We start from the raw sequence: 18,648 nt of genomic DNA, 5'->3' as shown, positions 1-18,648 counted from the left end.
GTGTTTAATCCATATAAAACAAAGAAATACGAGACTGTGTCAAAAATTGAATCTACCCTGGATCGTTTGTTTGCCAAATTAGTCGGACTAAAAGGTTCTTCCAAAGCTCGCTTATGCTCTCTCTGGACGAAAGCAAGCCCATACGCAAGCAAGCTAAAAAAACTAGATTTGCAAACGATTAAGACATATGCAATTCAGTACAAATGGCGCATTCTATTAGTGCTGATTGTTTTATACGCCGGCTCTAAAACATTTGATTACTTTTTCCCTGACGCCGATAAAGCAGGAGGCCCCGTTACTGTCACGACAATAGTGGTCGAGAAAAAAGATATTCCCCTCATTATTGAAGCTACTGGAACCATCGTATCCAATAGCATCGTAGATATACGTCCGATGGTTACCAATACAGTAGCCAAAGTGAATGTCAAAGACGGTCAAGAAGTAAAGGCTGGGGATTTGCTATTTACCCTAGATGATCGTAACGACAAGGCAAATTACGAAAAACTTAAAGCCCTGGCTGACGATGCTCAGAAGCAGTATCTACGTGCCAAAGAGTTAGTTGCAAAAAACTTTATCTCAAAGGCAGGTCTTGAGACCTCATACGCCAATGCCAAATCCGCTGAGGCTGCAGCTAAGGCAGCAGAAGTCCAGCTATCTTTTGATTACATTAAATCCCCGATTGATGGCCGTGCCGGCATAGTCAATGTTTTCCCAGGATCCTTGGTGCAGGCGAGCAACGTAGTAACTACTGCTACAAGCTCAACCGCCACATCCAGTGTTGGATCGATGGTTACTATCACCCAGCTAAATCCAATCAACGTTCAATTTGTTATTCCAGAAAAAGATATTCCAACCATTCTGGAAAATCAGCTCGATGGTGAACCGCTTAAAGTAAAAGTCACTGTGGGTGATAACAGCAAGAAAGCTTACGATGGCACTGTGCTGGTTGTAGACAACCAAGTTGACCCCTCTATTGCAGCAGTTCGGGTGAAAGCGCAAATTCCGAATGAAGGTATGACCTTGCTCCCAGGTCAGTTTGCTCGCATTTCACTTGTAGCAAGCGATCTTAAGGACGCCCTTTCTGTTCCATCTCAAGCTGTAGTGATTAATCCTCGTGGCAAATTTGTATTTACTTTGGATAAAGATGGCAAAGCTAGCATGATTCCCATCAAAGTTATTTATGAATACCAAGGATCCTCTGTTATCACTGGTATTCAGGCTGGCGACAAGGTAGTTGTAGAAGGCAAGCAGAACTTGCGCCCTGGTGGCAAAACTCGCGAGTCTAAGAGTGCGCCTGTGCCAACAACTCAGCAGGCCCCCACATCTCCAGCAGATAAAAAATGACCTTATCCGAGTTATGTATACGCCGCCCCGTGATGACGGTACTGCTCTCTATAGCAACCGTCATCGCCGGAACTATTGCTTACCTCAAAATTCCGGTAGCGGCACTACCAAGTTTTAACTCCCCAATCATTTCAGTTAGCGCATCTCTTCCGGGCGCTTCGCCTGAGAATATGGCGGCATCGGTAGCGCTTCCCTTGGAAAAAGAGTTTTCTACTATTGATGGCATCACCGTTATTAGTTCTACCAACTTTTTAGGCAGTACCAGCATCACGCTGGAATTTAATAATAATCGCGATATTGATAAAGCTGCTGTAGACGTACAAGCCGCATTATTGCGTGCTCAGAAGCGCCTGCCGATTGAGATGACGATTCCGCCGTCATACCGCAAAGTCAATCCTGCTGACACACCAGTTTTAGTAGTACGCATGAGCTCACCGTCAGTTAACTTATCAGACTTAAATGCTTATGCAGAAAACCTACTGTCCCCAAACATCTCAACCATCAGCGGCGTCGCGCAAGTTTTAGTCTACGGTGCAAAACGCTACGCAGTCAGAGTACGCATTCATCCTGATGCATTGGCGAATCGCAATCTCACCATGGATGATGTGGCAGTAGCCATCAACAAAGCAAACTCCAATAGCCCAGTAGGCGTTTTAGATGGTCCTCGTCAAGCGATCACCATATACGCAAATCCTCAGTTGGTGAAGCCTGAGGAATTTGGCAATCTCATCATTAGCCAAAAGAATGGCCTACCTATTTACTTAAAAGATGTTGCCGAGGTAATGGAGAGTTATGAAGACGTCAAAACTCTGGCAACCGCAAATGGTGAGCGCTCCATCGCTATTGCCATTTTGCGACAACCAAGCGCGAATACTGTTGAAGTTGTTAAGTCTGTCAAAGAATTACTCCCGCAGTTGCAAAAGCAAATGCCTGAGTCAGTCAAACTTCAACTTCTCAATGACAGATCCCTATCGATTATTGAGGCGATTCATGATGTTAACTACACGCTGGCTTTAACAGTTTTACTGGTTGTGCTGGTTATCTTCTTATTCCTGAAACATATTTCCGCGACAGTCATTCCGTCTATTAGCTTGCCAATCTCTTTGATTGGCGCATTCTTCTTGCTGTATTTCTTGGGGTATAGCCTAGACAATATTTCCCTACTCGGCATTACGCTAGCGGTAGGCTTAGTGGTCGACGATGCGATTGTGGTACTAGAAAACATCATGCGCTATGTCGAGGAAGGAATGGAGCCCTTAAAGGCATCGCTCAAGGGCAGCAAAGAGGTGGGGTTCACAATCATTTCCATCTCAATCTCTCTAGTAGCAGTATTTATCCCCCTATTCTTCATGGCCGGCCCTATCGGCCTTCTATTTAGAGAATTCGCAGTAGTAGTATCACTATCAATTTTGGTATCAGCGGTAGTTTCATTAACGGTTGTGCCTATGCTTTGCAGCCGATTTTTGCCAAAACCAGGCGAGCACGCCAAGGAATATGATATCAACAAGAAATTTGATCGTTTGTTTGATTGGATGTTAAAGACTTACATTCATTATTTGGACCTAGCATTAGCAAATCGCAAAAAAGTTCTGTGGGGCGCTGTATCAACCTTTGTAATTACAGTGGTTCTATTTATCAATAGTCCAAAAGGCTTCTTCCCCGAGGAGGACATTGGACAAATCCAGGCAACCACTGAAGCTTCAGAAGATATCTCCTTTAAAGCTATGCTTGCCTTGCAAGATCGAGCTGCGGAGCTTGTCAATACTGACCCCAACGTTGCCAGCTCTATTTCCGTAACTGGTGGTGGCGCTAGCTCCGGAACCAATACTGGTCGCATCTTCATTATTCTTAAGGACAAAGCGGATCGCCAAAAGATGTCCAAGGTGCTGGAAGGATTAAGAGCAAAATTTAAAGAGATTCCAGGATTACAGGTCTATATGCGCCCCGTCCAAAATCTGCAGTTGGGCGGAAAGAATAGTAAATCTCGGTATCAATTTATTTTGCAAAGCGTAGGCTTTGAAGGTGTTAACGAATGGGCAGATAAGCTCATGCAAAAAATGCGTGCTGATCCGATGTTTAGGGACGTTACCAGCGACTCGCAACTTAAAGGCTTGAATGTTAAGATTGACATCAATCGCGAGAAAGCTGCTAGTGCAGGAGTTTCTATCTCAGATATTCGCAGTGCTTTGTATACGGCATATGGCGAGAAGCAAGTATCCACCATCTATACGCCCGTCAATACTTACTATGTCATTCTTGAGGCATCAGAGGATGATCGTCAATTTGAGACGGATCTGAATAAGATCTTTGTGAGGGGTCGCGCTACTGATAAGTTAATTCCTTTATCAAGCTTAGCTACCTTTAATCGAACGATTGGACCAACCGCGGTAAACCATCAAGGTCAAATTCCTGCGGTAACCCTATCGTTTAACTTGGCCCCCGATGTCTTTTTGGGTGATGCAACTAAAAAGATTGAAGAATACACAAAACAAATTGATCTACCCCCCTCCATCATTACCAGCTATGGAGGTGATGCAGCAGTATTTAAGAGCAATCAATCCGGTCAGCTTATTTTGATCTTTGCAGCCTTGGGCGTAATTTATATCTTGCTAGGCGTGCTGTATGAGAGCTACATTCATCCATTAACCATTTTGGCTGGATTGCCATCTGCGGCAATTGGGGCAATTGTCTCTCTAAGACTTTTTGGATTTGAGTTAACCATTGTTGCATCCATCGGTATCTTGCTATTGATTGGTATCGTAAAAAAGAATGCGATCTTGATGATTGACTTTGCGCTGGATGCGCAGCGCAACCAAAATATGACTCCAGAGAAAGCTATCCGCGAGGCTTGTATTTTGCGCTTTAGACCCATCATGATGACGACATTCGCCGCATTAATGGGCGCACTGCCTATTGCACTTGGTATTGGCGCTGGCGCTGAATTACGACAGCCACTAGGTATTAGCGTTGCTGGCGGTTTGATTTTTTCTCAGTTCGTCACGTTGATCATTACTCCGGTGATTTATCTTTATCTTGATAAGTATGCTGGTAATGGCCCAATGGATATACCCGCCTCCGTTCTTGAAGGAACTTAATGCGTCAAGTTATTCTAGACACTGAAACAACTGGATTGAGTCACGCAACCGGCGATCGCATCATTGAAATCGGTTGCGTTGAGGTCATTGATCGCAGACTTACTGACAGAACTTTTCACTACTATATCAATCCTGAACGTGATATTGATGCCGGTGCTTTTGCTGTCCACGGTCTTTCTAGAGAATTTCTTTCTGACAAACCTTTATTTGCCAATATCGCAGAAGAGCTGATTGAGTTTGTGGATGGCGCTGAAATTGTTATTCATAATGCAGCCTTCGACTTGGGCTTCTTGGATAATGAATTCGCCCTCTTAAAGCGCCCACCATTTCGTGGATTAGCCTCAAAGATAACCGATACCTTGCTCGATGCACGCCAGATGTTCCCAGGCAAGAGAAACTCTTTGGACGCCCTTTGCGATCGTTTCTCAATCAGCAATGAACATCGCACTCTTCACGGGGCGCTATTAGACGCCCAGTTATTGGCGGAAGTTTATATCGCCATGACTAGGGGTCAAGAAGATCTCTCGATTGATCTAATTGACTATACAGTTAACGACGAAGAAGCGGAATCCACAACCAAGGTGCTGCCAACTCAACTCAAACTTATTTCGGCAAGCGTTGATGAAATTGAAGAGCACGAAAAGATTTTGGGTGAGATTGCTAAATCAAGTAAAAAGGACCCCGTATGGAGTCCTTTGGGTGCAGCACAAAGCTAATTCAGTTAGATCGCGGCAGCAATAGCCTTCCCGAGATCGTCCGTTTTGGCAGTACCACCAAGATCTGGTGTTAAAGGAGCATGCGCAGGTCCAGCCGCTAATACTTTTTCAATTGCGGAGAAGATTGCGTTACCAGCCTCTGGATAACCCAGGTGATCAAGCATCATCGCCCCACTCCAAATTTGCCCAATCGGATTGGCAATCATCTTGCCGTAAATATCCGGAGCTGATCCATGAACTGGTTCAAAGAGTGATGGGAATTTACCTTCTGGATTAATGCTGCCTGATGGAGCTACAGCGATAGTACCTGTGCATGCAGGACCTAAGTCTGAGAGGATATCGCCAAATAGATTGCTTGCAACAACCACATCGAAACGATCTGGATTCATAACGAAATGAGCTGCCAAGATATCAATATGGTATTTGTCTGTTCTGACATCACCGAATTTCTTGGACATGGCTTCAACGCGCTCATCCCAATATGGCATCGTAATTGCAATGCCGTTAGACTTTGTGGCCGAAGTTAAATGTTTCTTTGGGCGGCTCTGCGCAAGATCAAATGCGTACTGCAAAATACGATCTACGCCCTGTCTTGTAAAAATGGACTCTTGAATTACAAATTCACGATCAGTGTCTGGGAACATTTTTCCACCAACACTCGAATATTCACCTTCAGTATTTTCACGCACGACAAAGAAATCAATGTCACCTGGTTTTCGATTTGCGAGTGGGCAAGGAACGCCTGGCAGTAAGCGCACTGGACGTAAATTGACGTATTGATCAAATCCGCGACGGAATTGAATCAAGCTACCCCATAATGAAACGTGATCAGGCAAGATATTTGGCATACCAACAGCGCCAAAGAAAATCGCATCGTACTTCATCAAAGTATCGAACCAATCATCCGGCATCATTTTGCCGTGCTTGAGATAGTAATCACAGCTCGCAAAATCAAAATGGTCGAACTGCATGCCAATGCCAAACTTCCGATTGGCCGCCTCCAAAGCGCGAACACCCTCTGGAATTACTTCTTTACCAATTCCGTCACCTGGAATAACGGCAATCTTAGGATTTTTGAATATTTTCTTTGCATTCATGGGTATGTAGTCTCAAAAAGTGTTTTTTGTATATTGAAGATTCAATTTTAGCTTTTTTAATAACTAGCTTATCGCACGGCGGATCTCGTCAGGGGGCGCCTTTCCGCCCTTGCCAAGACCCTCAGAATCGTATTCCGTGGTGTTTTCAATAGTTTCAGGAATATCTTCTTGCATGCGGATATTATCTTTTGGGCAGATAGGAGCGCCATAACTAGCCCATTTCTTTAATAGAGTCACCTCGTATCCGCATTGGCCACACTTAGCCTTACTTCTACTTGCATTGCTAGGCCTAGGCGGTGGAAACACAATTGCATGATGTGGATAGGGTCCGAGTTCCTGGCTAATCATCATCAACTTCACGGTGAGCTCTTCTGTGGCATGCGCCATCCGAGCTGGACCTTCTAAACCAACAGTTTGAGCAATCCCCTTGAAATCCTCTCCATGACCACTGAAACAATCATCTACAGCATGGCACAACTCATGTACCAAAGTATCTAGCAACTGAACTGGGTCATCGAGCTTAGGCGAGATAAAAATCTCATTCACGCCGCCACCAGATCGCTCACGAGGCCAGCACTGACCTAAGGTTGTCCTTGGGCTGCTTGACGCTGGAAATCCACATGAGACTCTTACAGGAGGAATGGCATAGCCTGCTTTTGAAAATATGGGTTCCAAGTGCTTAACAGCATCTTCTAGCCAAGTTTCACGTACAGAATGTTGCTTCATTTAATGGAGAATAAATTGGTAAATATTAGAGAGAAAACAGCAGGAAATTGCGATCATACGCTACCAAAAGTAGAATACCTAAATGAAAGATCTAGAAAGCCTGAGCGCATCCCAGGCATCTAAAAAACTAGCCAAACGGGAGATTAGGGCAACTGACCTGCTGCTGGCCTGCTTAGATCGCATTGGACAGCGTGAAAGCATCCTGAAGGCATGGGTCAGCCTTGACAAGGAGAATGCACTAGCACGAGCCAAAGCACTGGATAAAGGTGCCATTAAGGGGCTTTTGCATGGTCTTCCAATTGGCGTCAAAGACCTCTTTGATACCCATGATTTACCCACCAGCTATGGGTCACCCATCTATGCCAACAATTATCCCAGCGCCGATGCAGTTTCAGTTGCGCTGATGCGCCAATCTGGCGGCATCATTCTTGGAAAAACCGTTACAACCGAGTTTGCCTCCTTCAAAAGCGGAAAGACAACGAACCCTCACCATTCTCAACATACGCCTGGCGGTTCTTCAAGTGGATCTGCGGCTGCGGTGGCGGATTTTATGATCCCTCTTGCTACAGGCAGTCAAACTGCGGGCTCCATTATTCGACCTGCTTCCTTTTGCGGTGTTGTTGGCTACAAGCCCAGCTTTGGAAAGATCAGCACAGCTGGGGTTAAGAGTCTAGCTCCATCATTAGATACCTTGGGTTGCTTTGGCCGCACCGTTGAAGATGTAGCGCTAGGTGTTGCTGCAATGAGCGGTGATCATGAACTAGCAAAAGTGTCCGATCTTCACAATAAAGTTCGCATCGCAATTTGCAAAACTCCTGAGTGGCAATATGCCAGCCCAGAAACACGTGGAGCACTTGCCCTTGCTCGCTTTAGTGCGGAATCATTTGCAAAAGGTAAAGTAAGCGATATTGAGCTGCCTGCCGAGCCTCAACATCTGATGCAAACTCAAACGCGCATCATGCTCAGCGAAATGTCGCGTAGTCTTGCTTTTGAGCATATGCAGTTTCCTAAAAAACTCAGCACGATGATTGCATCGCAAATTGATCAGGGTGCTGCCATTGAATTTAGCCAATACAAGCGCGACTTAGATCATGCTCAGATAGCCCGAAAAGCCATGCAGAATACGTTTGATGAAGGCGTTGATTTAATTATTGCGCCCAGCGCCATTGGTGAAGCGCCATTAATTAAAGAAGGTACCGGAGATCCTCTATTCTGCCGAACCTGGACTTTATTGGGTCTACCCTGCATTAATCTCAATGTCTCAACAGGTCCCAATGGACTCCCAATTGGAGTACAGCTCATCGCCGCATATGGGCAAGATCAATTTCTATTGAGTGCCGCAAGAGCGTTTGCGCTTGCATTACCTGATCCCGTTTTACGAGATCAGGCATAGCGCATTAATCAATCCAAAGTGATATTCGCTGACTTAATTACCTTATTCCAGTATGGCAGCTCTTTCTTCACAAGCGCCTCAGTGGCAGCAGGATTTTGATAGCGCAACTCAACACCAGCTGCATCAGCACGCTCTTTTACTTCAGGCAAGGCAAGACTCTTTTTAACCGACTCAGTCAGCTTAGCAACAACAGGTGCTGGAGTGCCTGCAGGTGCGAATAGCCCAACCCACGATTCCAACTGAAAGGATGGGAGACCAGCTTCCGCGGTAGTTGGCACATTAGGCATGCCAGGATGACGATTTTTACCAGTCACAGCCAAGCCTTTTAACTTACCACTTTGAATGTGTTGCATTAATGATGGCGGAGTTGAGATGAAGACTTGCACTTGACCAGCCAACACATCTTGAATGGCCGGACCAGATCCCTTGTATGGGACGTGAACCATATCTACGCCTGTAGTCTGCTTAAACATTTCAGTACCAATATGCGATACCGAACCATTTCCCTGAGAGGCGTAATTTAATTTGCCAGGATTCGCCTTTGCATAGGAAATAAATTCTTTTAGATTATTAACTGGAACGGATGGATGAACCGCAATCACATTGGTTGATACCGTCAGTAACGCAATCGGGGAGTAATCCTTAATTGGATCCCATGGTAATTTATCCATCAATGCAGGATTACCAACGTGATAACCGGAATAAGAAATCAATAATGTGTATCCATCGGGTTTTGCTTTAGCCACATACTGGTAGGCCGTATTCCCGCTAGCCCCAGGCTTGTTATCAACCACGACTGGCTGTCCAATCACACGAGTTAGAGGCTCGCTCAGCAAGCGAGCTGAAGTATCAACCAAGCCACCAGGTGGGTTGGGGACGACTAGAACGATTGGTCGATCTGGATATGACTGGGCAAAAACGATATTCATCATTGCCATCAGACCCAAAATTAAGGACTTTGATGTTATAGAAAATGTTCTCATTTATTCTCCACGGATATTTACTAAAGGGTTTAATAAATTACTTAGCGTTGTCCTACTTTGACATCACCAAAAACGGACTGCGCCTCACGAGGTAAACAACGCCAGTATCGTTCGTTCGCTTTGACTGTGGCGCCGAGTGCAGCAGCAGCCTCCCATCCCCATCGAGGCCTGTATAAAAATGCGCGTGCTAAGGCGATTAAATCGGCATCACCGGCCTGCAAAATATCTTCGGCCTGCTGTGGCTCAGTAATTAGGCCAACTGTCATAGTTGGTAAGCCAGATTGGTCTTTAACGATCTTGGCAAATGGAACTTGATAATTTGGGCCTATAGCAATTTTTTGCTTAGGTGAAATACCACCAGAGGAGATGTGCACAAAATCACAACCCAATGGTTTGAGTCGCTTTGCGAATTCCGCTGTTTCTTCTGGGGTCCAACCTCCTTCAATCCAATCACTTGCAGAAATTCGAATACCTAAAACACCTGAGTATGCCTTACGGACCGCACTAAATAATTCCAACGGAAAACGAATGCGGTTTTCAAAGGATCCGCCATAAGTATCAGTACGCTGATTAGCAATCGGCGATAAAAATTGATGCAATAAATATCCATGTGCGCCATGTAACTCAATTCCATCTATACCAATCCGGTCAGCGCGTTGAGCGGCAACAACAAAAGCATCAATCAGCGCGCTAAGTTCCTCAGTAGAGAGTTCGTGTGGCATACGCTCGCCATCAAGCTGGGGAATGGCAGATGGCGCCAATGTTTCCCAACCGCCATGATCAACCGCTAAAAGTTGTCCCCCATCCCAAGGGGTTGCACTAGATGCTTTGCGCCCAGCGTGCGCCAGTTGAATAAACACCGGCGTAGCTGGCGCCAATTTTCTAGCGCGGCTTAATTTATCCTTTAATGCAGCTTCAGTTTTATCATCCCATAAGCCCAGACATGCGGGGGTAATGCGTCCCTGTGGGGTCACGCCAGTAGCCTCAATAATGAACAGCCCAGCCCCACTATTGAGCAAATTTCCCCAATGCATGAGGTGCCAATCAGTAGCTTCGCCATTTATGGCCGAGTATTGGCACATAGGCGCCACAACAATGCGATTAGCAAGGTTAAGCGGCCCACGCGGTGAACCAAGGGTGTAATTGGTGAAAAGAAGACTCATGGCTAGCTAAGGGTCCAAATATGGGGTGAAAATACGAAATTCATCGTAAAGCGATAAAATAACTAAAAGAAGAATAAACGAGACAGAGAAGTCCTGCAGACCGTTGGTTTGAATGGCTTTTTTACCCAAAAAACCTAATTTATTACTACAAATGATTATGAATGCACCGCAAGCCTTTGAATCAAAAGAAGATATTGGCCACTATGTAGGCGGCTCTGTTATTAATCCAAAAGATGGTCGTTTTGCAGACGTCTACAACCCTGCAAAAGGAGCGGTCGCTCGCAGAGTTGCCTTAGCCAGCCGCAAGGAAGTCGATGCTGCAGTGGCGGTTGCCCAAAAGGCATTTGAAAGCTGGAGCCAAACAAGTCCACTAAGACGCGCACGCATTCTTTTTAAGTACCTCGAATTACTCAATGCCAATCGTGACGAGTTAGCCGCCATCATTACCGCTGAGCATGGCAAGGTGTTTACCGATGCCCAAGGCGAAGTTACTCGCGGTATTGAAATCCTGGAATTCGCAACAGGCATCCCTGAACTCCTTAAAGGCGATTACACCGAGCAAGTATCAACCGATATCGATAACTGGGTAATGCGCCAACCATTGGGTGTTGTCGCCGGTATCACCCCTTTTAATTTCCCTGTCATGGTTCCAATGTGGATGTTCCCGATGGCCATCGCCTGCGGAAACACCTTCATCCTCAAGCCTAGCCCAACAGATCCATCGGCATCCCTTTTCATGGCTAATTTACTTAAAGAAGCTGGCTTGCCTGATGGCGTATTCAACGTGGTTCAGGGCGACAAAGAAGCAGTTGATGCTTTGATTGAGAATCCAGATGTGAAGGCAATTAGCTTTGTTGGATCCACCCCAATTGCAAACTATATCTATGAGCGTTGCGCACACTTTGGTAAACGCTCTCAAGCACTTGGTGGCGCCAAGAACCATATGGTCATCATGCCAGATGCGGATATTGATAAGGCGATTGATGCATTGGTTGGTGCCGCTTATGGTTCTGCAGGCGAGCGTTGCATGGCGATTTCAGTAGCCGTGCTGGTTGGAGATGTAGCAGAAAAGATCATGCCTAAATTGATTGAGCGTACTAAAACCCTCAAGGTCAAAAGTGGCATGGAGCTTGATGCGGAGATGGGCCCTATCGTTACTAAGGCGGCTCTTGAGCGCATTACCGGATATATTGAAAGTGGCGTAGCTTCTGGCGCAAAACTATTGGTGGATGGTCGTGGCTTTAAAGTTCCGGGCAATGAAAACGGCTTCTTCTTAGGCGGAACCTTGTTTGACAACGTCACGCCAGACATGAAGATCTATCTCGAGGAGATCTTCGGGCCAGTCCTCTCCTGCTTGCGCGTAGCCAACTTTACCGAGGCTTTGAATCTGGTTAACTCTTGCGAGTTTGGTAACGGAGTTGCCTGCTTTACTAGTGACGGCAACATTGCACGCGAGTTTGCCCGTCGCGTTCAAGTTGGCATGGTTGGTATTAACGTGCCTATCCCAGTTCCAATGGCTTGGCATGGTTTTGGTGGCTGGAAGAAGTCTCTCTTTGGCGATATGCACGCATATGGAAAAGAAGGTGTTCGCTTCTATACCAAACAGAAGAGCGTGATGCAGCGCTGGCCTGAAAGCATTACCAAAGGCGCTGAGTTTGTAATGCCAACTTCCAAATAAGTAATATTGCTTTCCGCCATTCAATCTAATGGCAATAAAAAATGGCGATCCAAGGATCGCCATTTTCTTCAGGTATTAAAGAAATTATTGCAAAGTATTCTTAAATGCGGGAATGATTGGTACGGCCAACACTTCAATACCCTCTTCACGCAGAGATTCTGCTTCATCTAATGTAGTTTGGCCACGAATGCTGCGCTCTGGCGCTTCTTTATAGTGAATCTTTCTGGCCTCTTCAGCAAACGCAGCGCCAACATCCTCTGACTTACCCATGAGCTCACGCATGCCCTTTAGGAAGGCTGCCTGTACTTGGGCCTCTAGCTGAGAGTGGTCATTACCTGTTAAGGCAACAACTTCACCAGATCCTGAATTAGCATTTACATCCTCGGGCGCGCTAACAACTACAGAAGAAGACTTTGCAATATGCGGTGCAGATGGCATGCGGGTAATTTCAGTGCTGTCACATACAGGACAGGCGAGCATACCCTTGTCTTGCTGAGCGAGACAATCTTCTTCAGAGGCAAACCATCCTTCGAAACGATGGTCTAGGGGGCAAGCGAGGTTATAAACTTTCATAGAGGCTAAATGGGGGCAAAAATGCCAAATTCAATGCCTTTATTTTAATAGGAATTGAATTTATCCATGAAACGCCTCAGGAGAGCGCCCTAACCTGAGTTAGACCTCTACGATATCGGTCTAACCAGTATGCGGAAATGGTGGTTTTAACATCGGTAATCTCGCCAGACTCGATCCACCCAAGCAATTGATCCAAGGGGGCAGCAAAGACATCCAAAAACTCTTCCGCATCCAAACGATTTTTGCCAGGAACTAAATCCTCAGCCAAATAAATATCAATGAATTCTGTGGAATAAGAAATTACTGGATGTATACGACGGATATAGCTCCACTTTTTAGCGGTATAACCCGTTTCTTCCTCAAGTTCGCGTTGTGCGCACAGCACATGATCTTCACCGGCCTCTAACTTTCCTGCTGGAATTTCTATGCAAGCTTTTGCAATCGGATAACGATATTGGCGTTCTAGCAAAATTCTGCCGTCATCCAGGATTGCTACAACTGCCACAGCGCCTGGATGGGTTAAATACTCACGTAAAGCTGTTTTGCCATCCGGCAATCTCACTTGGTCGCGTTTCATATTCAAAAAGATGCCGCCATAGACATCCTCGCCATCAATACGATCTTCTCGCAAATGCGTATCACCGGCAGGCAAATCCTCAAATGATTTTTCAGTCATATCCAATAATCTATTAAGTTAATAGTAGTTTGCTAATTATGTTTAATGACGCCACTAAAGCATAACAACTATCCATGACATATCTATGTCGATAATCTAAAAACATAAAGGCTCCCAAGGGAGCCTTTATGTTTATGATTTGGCACGCTTAAGAACCCAATAATGTACGGCGCATTGCATCCAAACAAATACTCATTAAACTTGCTGGAACTATACCTATAGCCAGCACGAGAATGGTATTCAGACTCAACAACCCTTTAGCAACAGCAGAACCAGATACGCTGTGCTCATGAGCTGGCTCATCAAAATACATTACCTTAACAACTCTGAGGTAGTAGAAAGCACCTATCAAGGAAGCAATCACGGCAATAATCGCCAAGAAAGTGTGCTCCGCATCAACCAATGCTTCTAAAACGCCCAATTTAGCTGCGAAGCCAACAGTTGGTGGAATACCAGCTAATGAGAACATCATCACCAAACCAATGAAGGCAAACCAAGGGTGCTTTTTATTTAATCCTTTGAGTCCTTCCAATGTTTCGCAGTCATAACCCTTACGAGATAACACCATCAAGAGACCGAAGGTACCCAATGTTGTTAATACATAAGTAATCACATAAAACATAGATGCACTAAAGGCATGATCATCAAATACAGACAACATACCAAGCAAGACAAAGCCCATTTGCGCAATTGCTGAATAAGCCAACATGCGCTTCACGTTAGTTTGTGCGATCGCTGTCACGTTACCGACAACCAGCGAAAGAATCGCCAAGAGAACCAACATGGGCTGCCAGTCGCCCATTAATGGCAATAAAGTATTTACCAATAGCCTAAATAGCAATGCAAATGCAGCCAATTTAGGTGCTGCGGCAATCATCAGCGTAACCGCTGTTGGCGCACCTTGATACACATCAGGAACCCACATATGGAATGGCACTACACCCAACTTAAATGCAAGGCCAGCAACAATAAAGACTAAGCCGAATGCCATTACTAAGTGATTAACACGTGGATCTGCAACCGTTTTAAAGATCTCAATAAGATCTAAAGAACCAGTTACACCATAAAGCATAGACATGCCGTATAACAAGAAACCAGACGCAAGAGCACCCAGGATGAAATACTTGATACCAGCTTCAACACTCTTCTCGCTGCTATGACGCATTGCTACCAATGCATACATTGGCAAGGCCATCAACTCCAAACCGAGATAGAGAGTTAGTAAGTTGGCTCCGGAAATCAAAACGAACTGGCCTAGCAAGGCCAATAAGACTAGAACAATAAAGTCAGGGCGAAATAAAGCACGATCTGACAAATACTGCTTCGAGTAAATCAAGCTTACAAACACTGCTCCACATGAACATGCCTTGAGCAAGTTAGATAACGAGTCGGATTGAAATAACCCATTCATTGCCACCAAGGAAACATCACTTAAACGGCCGATAAAAGCCAAAAAAAGATAAACCAAGAGAATTAATGAGAAAAAGTAGACAAAGCCTACGCCACGTGGCGTATGAAATATATCTTGCTCTACCCCTGGTACAGACTTCACTTTTTCGCGTACATAAACGCTAGCTACCAGCAATACGCAAGTAGCAAGTAGTAGAACCAGTTCAGGCAGGACGGCGTATAGGTCGAATGCTTGCATTTGCTTTTACTCAGAGTTTGCTCACAGCAACATGCTGCAGCAGATTAATTACGGCTGGATGAATAATGTCTGTAAATGGTTTTGGATATACACCCATACCAATAACGCAAATCGTTAATACAGTCATCATGAAATATTCACGAGCATTGAGATCTTTCAACTCTTCAACGTGCGCATTATGAATAGCGCCAAAGAATACGCGCTTCACCATCCACAAGGAATAAGCAGCGCCTAAGATCAATGCTGTCGCTGCTAGGATGCCGATCACAAAGTCATAATCAACAGCAGCCAAAATCACCATAAATTCACCGACGAAACCGGATGTAGCTGGCAATCCACAATTAGCCATTGCCATCAGAACAGCAAACGCAGTAAATGCTGGCATGCGGTGCACTACGCCACCGTAATCAGCAATTTGACGAGTATGCATGCGGTCATAGAGAACACCAATGGATAGGAACATTGCGCCCGCTACAAAACCATGGGAAATCATCTGCACTATGCCGCCCTCAATACCCAAAGGACTAAAGAGGAAGAAACCGAGTGTGACAAAGCCCATATGCGCTACTGATGAGTAGGCCACCAGCTTTTTCATGTCCTTTTGCACTAAAGCAACTGCGCCAACATAAATAACAGCAACAAGTGACAAGAAAATAACGAATGGCCCCAAGTATTGACTTGCGTCTGGTGCGATTGGCAAAGAGAAACGCAAGAATCCATATGCGCCAAGCTTCAACATAATTGCCGCCAAAACAACAGACCCACCAGTAGGTGCCTCAACGTGAACGTCAGGCAACCATGTGTGCAAAGGCCACATTGGAACTTTGACCGCAAACGCCATAAAGAAAGCAGCGAACAATAGAATCTGCTCAACAATATCAAGACGAGCATTTTGCCAAGCCAATATATCAAAGGTATTGGTGACGTTATAGAGATACAACATCGCAACCAATGTCAGCAAAGAGCCCAGCAAGGTATACAAGAAGAACTTAAACGCTGCATATATACGGTTATGGCCGCCCCATACACCGATGATGATGTACATCGGAATTAACGTTGCTTCGAAGAAGACATAGAACAGCAACGCATCTAGCGCGGCAAATACACCAATCATCAATCCAGAAAGGATCATGAAGGATGCCATGTATTGCGATACCTTGGTATCAATTACTTCCCAAGCAGCAATCACAACAAAAATGTTGATGAATGCAGTTAATACGATGAACCAAACTGAGATGCCATCAATACCCAAGTAATAGTTAATGTCGTAACGAGGAATCCAGCTAATCTTTTCTACAAACTGCATGCCAGGGTTGGCAATATCGAAATTGATAATCAATGGCAGAGTTGCAATGAACCCAATAATTGATCCAACGAGCGCTAACCAACGCACTCCAGCGGATGGCTTTTCAGACCCATAAAACAAAATAATGAGTCCAAAAATTATTGGGGTCCAGATGGCGTAAGAAAGAATCATAGTGGCTACTTAAGTAACAAAGGCCTAGCGAACAAAAGGCAGATAAGCGTATAAAACCCAAGCCAGCAATACTGCTAAGCCTGCAATCATTGCAAACGCATAGTGATAAACATAACCGGATTGCAAATGACGAATCACTCCAGCAAAGCGCCCTACTGTATGCGCGCTTCCGTTGACCAGGAAACCATCAATCACTTTCTGGTCACCACGATGCCAAAGAATTCCGCCAATCCAAATAAGACCCTTAGCAAATACTGCTTGATTCAAATCATCCAAGTAGTACTTGTTATCAAAGAGCTTCTTAATAGGCGCAAAAGTCTGAGCAAACTTAGCTGGCAAGCCTGGGGCCCATAAATAGCCGATGGCTGCAGTCAGAACACCCAATACAACCAACCCTAATACAGGGGAAGTAAATGCATGAATAGCCATTGCAACTGGACCATGGAATTCTTCTGCAAGTTCTTTCATGACTGGATGACGGGCAAGATCAATAAAGATCGAATCACCGAAATATGTACCAAATAGAAGTGGAGTAATGGTGTAAAAACCAATAATCACAGATGGAATTGCCAACAAAATCAGCGGCAATGTAACCACTAATGGTGACTCATGAGGTTTCTCACCTGGTGCTAAACCGTGGTGAGCATGGTCATCACCCTGCTCCGCATGATCATGATGGTGAGCATGAGAATCTGCATGACCCCAACGAGCCTTTCCGTGGAATACCCAGAAATAGAGGCGGAATGAATACAAAGCTGTAACAAAGACGCTAGCCATAACCGCAAAGTATGCAAAGCCTGATCCAGGAATATGGCTTGCTGCTACCGCTTCAATAATTGAGTCTTTCGAATAGAAACCCGAGAAGAAAGGTGTACCAATTAAAGCGAGATTACCAAGCAACATCATGAGACAAGTGATTGGCATGTATTTCCACAGGCCGCCCATTTTGCGCATGTCCTGCTCATGGTGCATACCTAAAATCACACTACCCGCAGCAAGGAATAACAACGCCTTAAAGAATGCGTGGGTCATCAAGTGGAATATGGCGACTGGGTATGCAGATACACCAAGTGCAACTGTCATATAGCCCAACTGTGAAAGCGTGGAATACGCTACAACACGCTTGATGTCGTTTTGCACGATTCCCAAGAATCCCATAAACAGCGCAGTAATTGAGCCAATTACCAAGATGAAGCTGAGTGCAACATCTGAAAGCTCAAACAATGGCGACATACGGGACACCATAAAGATGCCAGCGGTAACCATGGTTGCTGCGTGAATCAATGCAGAAATCGGGGTTGGACCTTCCATGGAATCAGGAAGCCAGACATGCAATGGAAATTGCGCAGATTTACCCATTGCGCCAATGAATAAACAAATACATGCAACTGTTAGAAGATTCCAACCAGTGCCAGGTAGTGTTTGTGCGGCTAATGCGGTGTTTTGTGAAAAGATAACGTCATATTGCATAGAGCCTGTGCTTGCTAGCAACAAGCCAATACCCAAAATGAATCCAAAGTCACCAACACGGTTGACCAAGAAGGCCTTCATGTTTGCAAATACTGCAGACTGACGCTCAAAGTAAAAGCCAATCAATAAGTAAGAAACCACACCCACTGCTTCCCATCCAAAAAAGAGTTGCAATAGGTTGTTACTCATCACCAGCATCAACATTGCGAAGGTGAATAGAGAAATATATGAGAAAAAGCGGTTGTACCCTTCTTCGCCATGCATATAACCAATCGTGTAGATATGAACCATGAGCGACACAAATGTCACTACGCACATCATGGTTGCGGTCAATGGATCAATCAAGAAGCCAATGTCTAAATTGAGTTCACCCAACTGCATCCATCGATAAACAGTGCCATTGAAGTAGAAGCCATCCATTACTTGAGCCAATACATTGCATGACAAGGCAAATGCAATCGCCACACCCAAAATAGTCACGAATTGGCAAGCTCCATGACCAATTCGATTGCCGCCCAATTTAGTACCAAAGAAGCCGGCAATCATGGAGCCAAACAATGGCGCCAACGGAATTGCGCAAAGAACAGGAATAGTTAAGGTTAATTGCAT

Annotated in this window: 14 protein-coding genes; 5 read left to right on the top strand and 9 right to left on the bottom strand. The window is 45.1% G+C overall.

Annotated elements, in window-relative coordinates:
• Positions 1–36: 36 nt before the first annotated feature.
• Genes DCO17_RS04920 through dnaQ form a run of 3 tightly spaced genes read left to right on the top strand, consistent with a single transcriptional unit; the run spans position 37 to position 5,155 of the window.
• The gene (locus tag DCO17_RS04920) at positions 37–1,344 is read left to right on the top strand and encodes an efflux RND transporter periplasmic adaptor subunit (protein ID WP_173955667.1); all 1,308 of its coding nucleotides are present in this window, start codon (positions 37–39) and stop codon (positions 1,342–1,344) included.
• Positions 1,341–4,439, top strand: coding sequence for an efflux RND transporter permease subunit (locus DCO17_RS04915; RefSeq protein WP_173955666.1), 3,099 nt, complete (start codon positions 1,341–1,343; stop codon positions 4,437–4,439). The genes DCO17_RS04920 and DCO17_RS04915 overlap by 4 nt, the downstream gene beginning before the upstream one ends.
• Positions 4,439–5,155, top strand: a complete 717-nt coding sequence (gene dnaQ, locus DCO17_RS04910) for a DNA polymerase III subunit epsilon (RefSeq protein WP_173955665.1) — start codon at positions 4,439–4,441, stop codon at positions 5,153–5,155. The genes DCO17_RS04915 and dnaQ overlap by 1 nt, the downstream gene beginning before the upstream one ends.
• A gap of 5 nt (positions 5,156–5,160) precedes the next feature.
• On the opposite strand, the gene DCO17_RS04905 is transcribed toward dnaQ, so the two are convergent.
• Both DCO17_RS04905 and DCO17_RS04900 read right to left on the bottom strand, forming a co-directional pair.
• Positions 5,161–6,252, bottom strand: coding sequence for a tartrate dehydrogenase (locus tag DCO17_RS04905; protein WP_302479837.1), 1,092 nt, complete (start codon positions 6,250–6,252; stop codon positions 5,161–5,163).
• 63 nt (positions 6,253–6,315) lie between these two features.
• A complete protein-coding gene (locus DCO17_RS04900; RefSeq protein WP_173955664.1) occupies positions 6,316–6,978 on the bottom strand; it encodes a SprT family zinc-dependent metalloprotease in 663 nt (220 codons plus the stop codon).
• Between the two features lie 82 nt (positions 6,979–7,060).
• Here DCO17_RS04900 and DCO17_RS04895 point away from each other — a divergent pair, with 82 nt between their 5' ends.
• Positions 7,061–8,371, top strand: coding sequence for an amidase (locus DCO17_RS04895; RefSeq protein WP_173955663.1), 1,311 nt, complete (start codon positions 7,061–7,063; stop codon positions 8,369–8,371).
• A gap of 8 nt (positions 8,372–8,379) precedes the next feature.
• Here the strand turns inward: DCO17_RS04895 and DCO17_RS04890 are convergent, their stop codons facing one another.
• Positions 8,380–9,309, bottom strand: coding sequence for a Bug family tripartite tricarboxylate transporter substrate binding protein (locus DCO17_RS04890; protein WP_254598831.1), 930 nt, complete (start codon positions 9,307–9,309; stop codon positions 8,380–8,382).
• An 86-nt stretch (positions 9,310–9,395) separates the two neighbouring features.
• A complete protein-coding gene (locus DCO17_RS04885) occupies positions 9,396–10,517 on the bottom strand; it encodes an NADH:flavin oxidoreductase/NADH oxidase (RefSeq protein ID WP_173955661.1) in 1,122 nt (373 codons plus the stop codon).
• Between the two features lie 157 nt (positions 10,518–10,674).
• Between DCO17_RS04885 and DCO17_RS04880 the strand changes: the two genes are divergently transcribed.
• On the top strand, positions 10,675–12,195 hold the full coding sequence (locus DCO17_RS04880; RefSeq protein ID WP_173955660.1) for a CoA-acylating methylmalonate-semialdehyde dehydrogenase: 1,521 nt from the start codon (positions 10,675–10,677) through the stop codon (positions 12,193–12,195).
• Positions 12,196–12,279: 84 nt separating this feature from the next.
• On the opposite strand, the gene DCO17_RS04875 is transcribed toward DCO17_RS04880, so the two are convergent.
• The 5 genes from DCO17_RS04875 to nuoL form a co-directional block, all read right to left on the bottom strand.
• On the bottom strand, positions 12,280–12,768 hold the full coding sequence (locus tag DCO17_RS04875) for a DUF1178 family protein (protein WP_173955659.1): 489 nt from the start codon (positions 12,766–12,768) through the stop codon (positions 12,280–12,282).
• A 76-nt stretch (positions 12,769–12,844) separates the two neighbouring features.
• Entirely contained in the window at positions 12,845–13,444 is a 600-nt protein-coding gene (locus DCO17_RS04870) for an NUDIX domain-containing protein (protein WP_173955658.1), read from the bottom strand.
• Between the two features lie 148 nt (positions 13,445–13,592).
• Positions 13,593–15,092 (bottom strand): NADH-quinone oxidoreductase subunit NuoN, encoded by a 1,500-nt coding sequence (gene nuoN, locus DCO17_RS04865; protein WP_173955657.1) that lies wholly within the window; start codon positions 15,090–15,092, stop codon positions 13,593–13,595.
• 10 nt (positions 15,093–15,102) lie between these two features.
• Positions 15,103–16,569 (bottom strand): NADH-quinone oxidoreductase subunit M, encoded by a 1,467-nt coding sequence (locus DCO17_RS04860; protein WP_173955656.1) that lies wholly within the window; start codon positions 16,567–16,569, stop codon positions 15,103–15,105.
• A gap of 24 nt (positions 16,570–16,593) precedes the next feature.
• On the bottom strand, positions 16,594–18,648 hold the full coding sequence (gene nuoL / locus DCO17_RS04855) for an NADH-quinone oxidoreductase subunit L (protein ID WP_173955655.1): 2,055 nt from the start codon (positions 18,646–18,648) through the stop codon (positions 16,594–16,596).

The sequence above is a fragment of the Polynucleobacter tropicus genome (assembly GCF_013307225.1).
GTDB lineage: Bacteria > Pseudomonadota > Gammaproteobacteria > Burkholderiales > Burkholderiaceae > Polynucleobacter > Polynucleobacter tropicus.
Note: the sequence above shows the minus strand (reverse complement) of the source record. Positions and strands in the feature narration are given on the sequence as shown.